This window comes from Micromonospora echinofusca (assembly GCF_017614955.1).
GTDB lineage: Bacteria > Actinomycetota > Actinomycetes > Mycobacteriales > Micromonosporaceae > Micromonospora > Micromonospora echinofusca_A.
Genome location: NZ_WVUH01000383.1, coordinates 1 through 6326 on the forward strand (window position 1 = coordinate 1; position 6326 = coordinate 6326).

Genomic DNA, 6326 nt, shown 5'->3' on the forward strand with positions numbered 1-6326 from the left:
GCCCAGCAGTGTTGATCTTGCACTTTAGGCCCCTGTTTTGTTCCTTTTGTTGCTTGTGTCGGGGCCGCGACTGCAAGATCGGCGCGACTGGGGTCAGCCCTTGAGTACCAGTTTCGGGTTGGCGGTCAGAAACGCCTCGACCCGGCCGGCCCGCAGCTCGGTGAGGAACCGCCGCCCCACCGGGTCGAGCTGCTCACCCCGGTAGCCGGCGCCACTGCCCACCGACCGGCCGGGGAGCCCGACCAGGGTCAGCGCGTCCGGGCGCAGCCCGCCGAGGGCGTACGCGACGTCGACCAGTCGGTACCCGTCCCCGACGAAGGTCATCGCGCGGCCCAGGGACCGGACGATCGCGTCCACCCGGCCCGGGTCGCGGGCCAGGTCGGCGCCCTGGATCTGCCGGACCATGGCCTTGACGAGCTGCTGCTGGTGCCGCTGCCGGGCGTAGTCGCCCCCGGTGAGGTACCGCTGCCGGGCGTAGTCGATCGCCTGCCAGCCGTTCAGGTGCGCCGGGCCGGGCTGGTAGACCATCTGCGGGCCGGCGTAACCACCGGGCACGGCCCGGCGGTGCTTCCCGTCGGGTTGCCGGTGCCGGGAGACCACCCGCTGGTCGATGGTGAGGTCCACCCCGCCGATCGCGTCCACCAGGTTGTCGAACCCGCCGAAGGTGAGCATCGCGCCCCCGTCGAACCGGTCGATCCCGGTGTACCGGCTCACCGTGGTCGCCAGCAGCTGGTAACCCTGGGCCGGGTCGGGAGTGCCCCGCCGGCCCGGTACCCGGCTGCCGTAGCTCATCGCATGGGTCAGCTTGGTCCGCTGGCCGGGGAAACCCGCCGCCGGGAAGGCCGGAATGTCGACCACCAGGTCCCGGGGCAGGGAGAACAGGTACGCCCGGTCGAGTCCGGCCGGTACGTGCAGGACCACCTCACCGGCCCGGTTCAGCGCACCCGTGGTGTTGCGTTCCTCCGGGCACGGCACCCAACCGCCGTCGGTCCACGCCTCCCACACCAGCGGGGCGTTCGTCGGGTCCACACCCCGCCCGGCGACCACCCAGTCCATGGTGAGCAGCACCGCGCAGCCCGGTACCGGCCGGTCCAGACCGAACAGCACGGCGTCCCCGGGGGCCGGCGGGTCGGCGAACGCGGCGATCCGCTCCGGGCCGCCCAGGTCACCGGTCCGGTCGGCCTGTTCCCCACCGGCCGTCACGGTGGCCACCGCGACCAGCTCGCACGGGGGTACGGTCAATTCGCGGACCGTCTCGAAGGTCACCGGCTCGACGTTCTCGGCGCGTACCGTCGCCACGTGCGTGCCGGCGGGTACCACCACCGGCACGTCCCGGGGCGCGGACAGCCAGAAGGTCACCTCCGTGGAGGCCACCGACGGCGCGAACGGGGTGACCCCGATCAGGTCGAGGAACTTCACGTAGTGCCGGTCCGGTACCCGGTTGAGCCGGTACAGCAACTGGTCGACCAGGTACGCGAACGTCTCGATCAGGGTGACCCCCGGATCGGAGACGTTGTGGTCGGTCCACTCCGGGCAGCGCTGCTGCACCATCCGCTTCGCGTCGTCCACCAGGTCCTGGAAACGCCGGTCGTCGAGGTTCGGTGGGATCAGGGCCATCAGTCCGCTCCGGGCTCGTGCGCGGGGATGGTGTAGAACGGGAACACCAGGTTGCGGGGGTCGTTGTCGTGCCGCAGCCGGTACCGGATGTCGATGAGCAGCTCACCCCGGGCGGCGTCGGTGAAGTCCACCAGTACGTCGTCGAGTTCGATCCGGGGTTCCCACCGGTCCAACGCCCGCCGGACCTGGTAGGCGATCTGCCCGGCGGTGGACGGGTCGGCCGGGGCGAACACCAGCTCGTGGATCGCGCAGCCGAACTCGGGCCGGCCCGGCCGTTCACCCGGGGCGGTGCTCAGGATCAGCCAGATGCTCTCCACCACCTCGCGGTCCCCGCGTACCAGCGCGATCCCCCCGGTCGGGCCGGTACGCAACGGGAAGGCCCAACCGGAGCCGACGAAGTCGTCGCCCATCGCTCAACCGCCGATCAGCACGGTCGGACAGCCGCTCAGGATCGGCGCCCCGCAACCGGTCAGGTCCCCGACCCGCGCGGCCGGCCGCCCACCGATGAGCACCGTCGGGCAGCCGGGCGGCACCACCGGCGACGGCGGGTGCGGCGGGGTACCGGGGAAGGTGCAGGCGTGCATCGTGCCCACCGTGGCGGCGGGCTGCCCGCCGATCAGCACGGTCGGCACGCCGGGGCCGCCGAGCGTACCCGGATGGCCGGTCGGGTCACCGACGCGGGCGGCTGCTGGCACGGCTCATCTCCCCTCACTCTCAGTTGATCCGGACGATGCCGCCCCGGACGGTCACCGCGCTGCCGCCCTCGATGCCCAGGTCGGCGCGGGCGCGTACGGTCACCTGCTGCCCGGCCAGCTCCAGCGCCCCCGAGCCGGCGTCCAGGGTCAGCCCGTCACGGCCACTGATGGTCACCCGGCCGTCGCTGACGATCTCGATCTGGTTGCCGGTACGGTCGAGCCGCACCAGGAACTTCCGGTCCCCGGTGGCGATGAGGACCCCGTCCGGGCCGCTGCCGGCCTCCAGCAGCTCCAACCGGTGACCGGTCCGGGACACCAGCGCCCGGGCCGCGATCCGACCGCTGCCCCCGTCCACCGGATCGGTGTCCAGCTCCGGCGGCTTGTCCCGGCCGTTGTGCAGACCACCGAGCACGTACGCGGCGTCGAGGTTGCCGCCGGTGAACCCGACCAGCACCTCGTCACCCACCTCGGGCAGCAGCACGGCACCCCGGTCGGCCCCGGCACCGGCCTGCACCACCCGCGCCCAACCGGTGGTGTACCTCCCGTCCAGCCAGGGCAGGGTCAGCCGGACCCGCCCCAGTTTCCGGGGGTCCCGGACGTCGCTGACCACCGCCGGGACCAGGCCGTCGGCCACCCGCCCGGCCGGCGCCCCGCCGCCGGACAGGCCGTACAGGGTGTGGTCCGAGCGGCCGGAGACGGTGAACGCGGTGGTGTAGCCGGCCTGCTCGTTGAAGACATGCCGGGTGCTGGTCAGCACGTACCTCCCCTCGAACGGCGCACCCACGTTGGCCAGGGCCACCGCCGCACCGGCCCGCAGCCGGGCGTTGCCCCGGGCCACCCCCTCGATCTCGGCGCAGCCACCACCGAGCAGGTCGGCCGTCGCGCCGGCCGCCGCCCGGACCGCCGCGTCGGTACCGAGGGTCGGATCGGCCACCAGGTACGCCGGGGCACCGACGTGGCGCCCGAGCGCGGCCGGGTCGGCGCCGATCCCCTCCGCACCCGGTACCCGGGGTGTCGCGGCGGCGTCGACCGCCTGCTTGGTGTCCGGGTCCCAGCCCCGGGCGGTCACCTCGGGCACCTGCGCGGCGGCGGTGATCCCGGCCCGTAACGCCACCAGGTTGCGGTTGACCTCCAGCACCAGCGGATCCTCGGTGGCCCGCGCCGACGGGTCCGGTGCGCCGGCCGGCGGCTGGGGCAGCCGCAGGTGCAGGGCCCCGTCGACGACCGTCACCTGCGCGCCGACCAGCCCGGCGAGCCGGTTCAGGAACACCCAGTCGCTGACGTTGTCCTGACTGATCTGCACCTCCGGCGTACCACCGAAGCCGGTCACCGGGTCGACCCGGCCCACCGGCAGCCCGGCCCGCTGCGCCACCGCCCGGACGATGTCCGGGACCGTCATGTTCGGGTACGCGGCCACCCGCCGGCCGCGCATCAGCCGGTGGGTCAGGTCCAGGCCACGGACCTCGGTGAACGTGCCGTGTGCGTCGAGTTCGCACTCCACCCCGGTCACCTCACCGGTCAGCAACGGCAGGGGCCCACCCGGATCGGAACTCTGCGCGGTCAACGTGACCCGGGCACCGATGGTGAACCCGCCCTTGGCCAGCACCGAACGGTCCGGGTCCCGGTAACGCAGCACGAACCGGTCCGGCAGGTTCCGACTGTCGTCGACCGCCGCGTACGTCAGCAGGCCGGCGACCGCGGCGGGCAGTGCGCTGCCGCCCACCTCGACCAGCAGCGCGTTGGCGAACTGTTCATTGGCCATGCGCACCGACCAGCGTGGACAACTCCTCGGGTGCGGGCACCAGCAGGGCCCGCCCGGGCCGTAACCGCATCGGGTCGTCGATCCCGTTGGCCTCGGCGATCACCCGCCACAGCCCGGCCCGCCCGTACGCGGCGTAGGCGATCGAGTGCAGGGTGTCCCCGGCGACGACGACATGGACGTTCCGCGCGGCCAGCGCCCCGGAGGTGGGGTTCTGCCCGGACTGCTCACCGGAGATCTCCTCCAGGGTGACCGTGCACAGCGCGCGGATCGGTGTACCGCCCGGGGTGAAGAGCGTGTACTTGGCGTTGACGCTGGCCACGAAGGCGGGGAAGCCGACCATCCCGCCCCAGTGGAACACCACCCACGGTGGGGAACCCTTCTTCTGCTGCCGGCTCGCCTCGGTCGGTACGCAGCAGGCGAAGAGCTCCTCGACCCGCTTCACCACCGAGGCGTCCATCGTGTCGGTGGCGTCGAAGAACATCTCCAGGGTCAGCTTGGCCGGGTCGGCACCGGTGAACTCGGGTACGCCGCTCTTCTTCGCGTTGCGCTGCGCGTCCCGCTTCCACTTGGCGGTCTTGGTCAGGGCCAGTTCCTTCGGGTTGAACTGGAACGGGATCCGACTCAGCTCCGGGCCGGGGGAGGCGGTCCCGCCGTTGCGCGGTGGCTCGTGCAGTTGCAGATACGCGTGGGTGAGCTGGGGCGGGGCACCACCCTGCGGCCCACCGGAACTGCCGGCGGCGCTGAACGTGACCGGGGAGGCGCTCACCGGTCACCCCCCGGTACCCGGGCCGAAGAACCCGTGATGGGCCAGTTCCAGGGTCTCCACAGCCACCTTCGGGTTGTCCGGGCTCAACTGCGGGCCCGTCCAGCGCACCGGGATCACGTCGAGCAGACCCCACCGGGCGATCACCGTGCCCTCCAGGGTGCGCGCCTCGATGGTGGCGGTCTTGCGGCGCAGCCCGCTGGCCATGCCGGAGAACCAGCGCATCAGCTTCGCGCTGTCCGCGGTGACGGGGCGGGAGAGCTTCACGTTGGAGAACTTCATCCGGGTCGGCAACTGCCAGACGTGACCGTTGTTGCCGCCCTCCTCCCGCTGCTCCACGACCACCTCGCACCCCAGCCCGTCGCAGGTGTTGAACGCGCCGAGATCCTGGTCGTCGATCTTCACGACGAAGGCGATCGCGACGGCGACCTCGTCCCTGCTCATCGCTCCTCCTCGCTCTTCTTCTCGGGTTCGTTTCCTGCCGGTCTGCCATTCCTGGTGGGGATCAGCCGGGGCCGAGCACCCCGTGCCGTTCCCGGTCGAGCCGCAGCTCGGTCCGCAGCCGGCGCAGCAGCGGGTCGTACAACTTCTTGAGTAGTTCCTCCGGCTCCATTGCGCCGGCCGGGCCCGCTGCCGGACTGCCTGCTGCCGGTGCTGCTGTCGGGCTGTCCGGTGCCGGAGGTGTCGCGTCGCCAACCGGGTCGGCGGGAGGATCGCTCGGCGGCGGCGGTGCTGCTGCTGGCGGATCGCCGGCTGGCGGGCTGTCGGGAGTCGGGAGCGGGTCGTCCCACCCGGTGGCCCGCTGCCACACCGGCTGGTCTGCCGGGCGTGGCCTGGCCAGTACCGGCACGGGTGCCGGCGCTGGCACCACCGGCGGTGTCGATGTCGGCCATCCCGTCGGTTGTCCGGCCGTCGTCGCCTCGGGTGCGGACCCGAGCGGGGCACCCACCCACCGCTGCACCGGTGCCGGGTACGTCCCGACCGGTGACCCGGATGCGGGTACGGCACCCGTCGTCGCCGGCCCCGGGCTGCTGTCGCCCGGTCGGCTGCCCGTCCAGTGGCCGCCTGTCCAGTGGTTACCGCCGGCACTGGCGGACGTCGTCGACCAGGTGGTGCCGCCCAACCCGGTCGACCGCTGCACCGGGACGCCGACCGGCAGCGACGCGGCGCCGACCGGCGACGTTGCGATGCCGGTCGACAGCGTCGCGGTACTGGCTGGGGTCCGGTCGAGATCCGCCCCGCCGAACGGTCCCGGCATGGGACCCGGGTCACCCGGCTGCCCAACCGACGGTGCGCCGGAGGGAACGGCCGGGCCGGTACCCGGCTGACCGGGGTACTCCGGCTCGTCCCGTTCCCACCGCACACGCTGAACGGCCGGCGGTACCGGAGTCGACGCCACCGGCTCGACGCCGCTGAACAGTACCGGCGGCCGGTCACCCATGAGCCGGGCGACCACCGGCGGGGGTGGCGGGGGAGCGCCGGCCGGCTC

The 6326-nt window shown here is 72.9% G+C and carries 6 protein-coding genes; all 6 read right to left on the reverse strand.

All coding sequences use genetic code 11. From position 1 onward, the window contains the following. Positions 1 to 93: 93 nt before the first annotated feature. From GSF22_RS35145 to GSF22_RS29000, 6 genes are read right to left on the reverse strand one after another with little or no spacing between them, the layout of a single operon-like run. A complete protein-coding gene (locus GSF22_RS35145) occupies positions 94 to 1617 on the reverse strand; it encodes a putative baseplate assembly protein (protein ID WP_244454324.1) in 1524 nt (507 codons plus the stop codon). After that, a complete protein-coding gene (locus GSF22_RS28980) occupies positions 1617 to 2027 on the reverse strand; it encodes a GPW/gp25 family protein (RefSeq protein WP_208817061.1) in 411 nt (136 codons plus the stop codon). The genes GSF22_RS35145 and GSF22_RS28980 overlap by 1 nt, the downstream gene beginning before the upstream one ends. A gap of 3 nt (positions 2028 to 2030) precedes the next feature. Beyond that, complete coding sequence (locus GSF22_RS28985; RefSeq protein WP_208817063.1) at positions 2031 to 2312, reverse strand: PAAR domain-containing protein; 282 nt, start codon at positions 2310 to 2312, stop codon at positions 2031 to 2033. 19 nt (positions 2313 to 2331) lie between these two features. Next, positions 2332 to 4074 (reverse strand): VgrG-related protein, encoded by a 1743-nt coding sequence (locus tag GSF22_RS28990; RefSeq protein ID WP_208817065.1) that lies wholly within the window; start codon positions 4072 to 4074, stop codon positions 2332 to 2334. Further along, complete coding sequence (locus GSF22_RS28995; protein WP_208817066.1) at positions 4064 to 4840, reverse strand: CIS tube protein; 777 nt, start codon at positions 4838 to 4840, stop codon at positions 4064 to 4066. The genes GSF22_RS28990 and GSF22_RS28995 overlap by 11 nt, the downstream gene beginning before the upstream one ends. Positions 4841 to 4843: 3 nt before the next feature. After that, positions 4844 to 5281: a phage tail protein gene (locus tag GSF22_RS29000; RefSeq protein ID WP_208817068.1), complete on the reverse strand. Its 438-nt coding sequence runs from the start codon at positions 5279 to 5281 to the stop codon at positions 4844 to 4846. Positions 5282 to 6326 lie beyond the last annotated feature (1045 nt).